Source organism: Moorena sp. SIO4E2 (assembly GCF_010671945.1).
Taxonomy (GTDB): domain Bacteria; phylum Cyanobacteriota; class Cyanobacteriia; order Cyanobacteriales; family Coleofasciculaceae; genus Moorena; species Moorena producens.
Map to the genome: position 1 here is coordinate 1 of NZ_JAAHIE010001223.1, position 1,395 is coordinate 1,395.

Consider the following 1,395-nt stretch of genomic DNA (forward strand, 5'->3'; position numbering starts at 1 on the left):
TAGCTAGCAAAATTACACAAAACCAGAAAAATTTGGTTAAGTCTGGGAGGTTGGGAGATGGAACAGGGATATCTTTAGCGCTTCCTGGATGTTGGAACAAAAGCCAGAGGGATACTAATTGGTTTTCAACCCAATCCAGATTAAAAACTTGCTGATAAATTGGGTTATAAACTTTTAATTGACCATTTTGCTTAACTACTAAACCCGATAGTCGTAATTCCACTTCATCGGTATTGTTATTAGTGCTACTCCCACCAAAACGCAAAATTTGCTTGTAAAGTTCCAAAAGTTTAACGGCGCGAAGTTCATTACTGAGAAGGCGATCGCGAATTGTCCTCAAATGTTCTGGTTCATCCTGCACTTCCCAATTGTCGATGACGTACTTTTGAATCAATTGCTCAATATTTAAACTTTTACTTTCTGCATTTTGAACAATCAACTGGCACAATTTCTGAGTCAAAAAAGGTTGTCCTCCCGTCGAATGTAATACCTTTCCTAGGACTTTATCAGGATTGTCTACGGTTTCTTTTAAGCCTCTAGTTAAAGGTAATCTTGCTTCCTTTAGGGTAAAGCCAGTTAGTTCAATTGCTCGACCCACATTAAACGGGGTGCGTTTTTTGTCTTGAATCAAATTCGATGGTGTTGCTACTCCTAGCAGACAAAAGGTAAGACGAGCATACTCTGGATTATCTACCCGTTGGTTATAGCAAGTGCGGATAAAGGTAAAAAAGTCATCCTTGAAGTTAATCTTGATAATGTTATCGATTTCATCGATAAAAATGACAATATTTTTTGAAAATTGAGCTAGCAATACGTCTTCGATAAACCGACTCAAGCGCAGTACTGGCGGTAGCCATCCCTGCTGCTGCCACCAAATGCGATCACCATCAATATCTGTAGAAAGACTAAAACCTCTCCATAACTCAGAGACAACTCCCCCATACCAATTTTCTGGAGTGACAAGGCTACCTAGTCTCCCCATATCGATAGAGGCACATTTTACTCCTTCCTCTTTTAGTATTTTCATCATGCGGACTCGCAGGCTGGACTTACCCATCTGACGCGAGTTCAAAACATAACAAAAATCTCCATTCTTTAACCCTTCATAGAGATCTTTATCGGCTTGCCGCTCGATATAGGTGGGGTGTTTGTATCTTAAACTCCCGCCAACTTGGTAATAATTGTAAGCTGCCATTGGTTATTGCCTTTTTACTCGACCTTCAACTTCTAGACGTTCTTTAAAATACTTTCGATAGAGTTCACAACGGGGTGTCACCTGATTCCCGTGCTGCTTAATCAGTCCCATGCCATACAACTTGTAGGTTGCCATTGCATCTAATTGCACGGGTTCAGTGGTAATCAGGGTTTGTTTGAATGCTGCTGCAAGTGGGAAGT

At 40.6% G+C, this 1,395-nt stretch carries 2 protein-coding genes; both read right to left on the reverse strand.

Annotated features, from left to right (window positions below; translation table 11 throughout):
- Positions 1 to 1,195, reverse strand: a 1,195-nt coding sequence (locus tag F6K37_RS42395; RefSeq protein WP_287257216.1) for an AAA-like domain-containing protein, incomplete at its 3' end; no start/stop codon positions are given.
- Between the two features lie 3 nt (positions 1,196 to 1,198).
- Positions 1,199 to 1,395, reverse strand: a 197-nt coding sequence (locus tag F6K37_RS42400) for an AAA-like domain-containing protein (RefSeq protein ID WP_287257217.1), incomplete at its 5' end; no start/stop codon positions are given.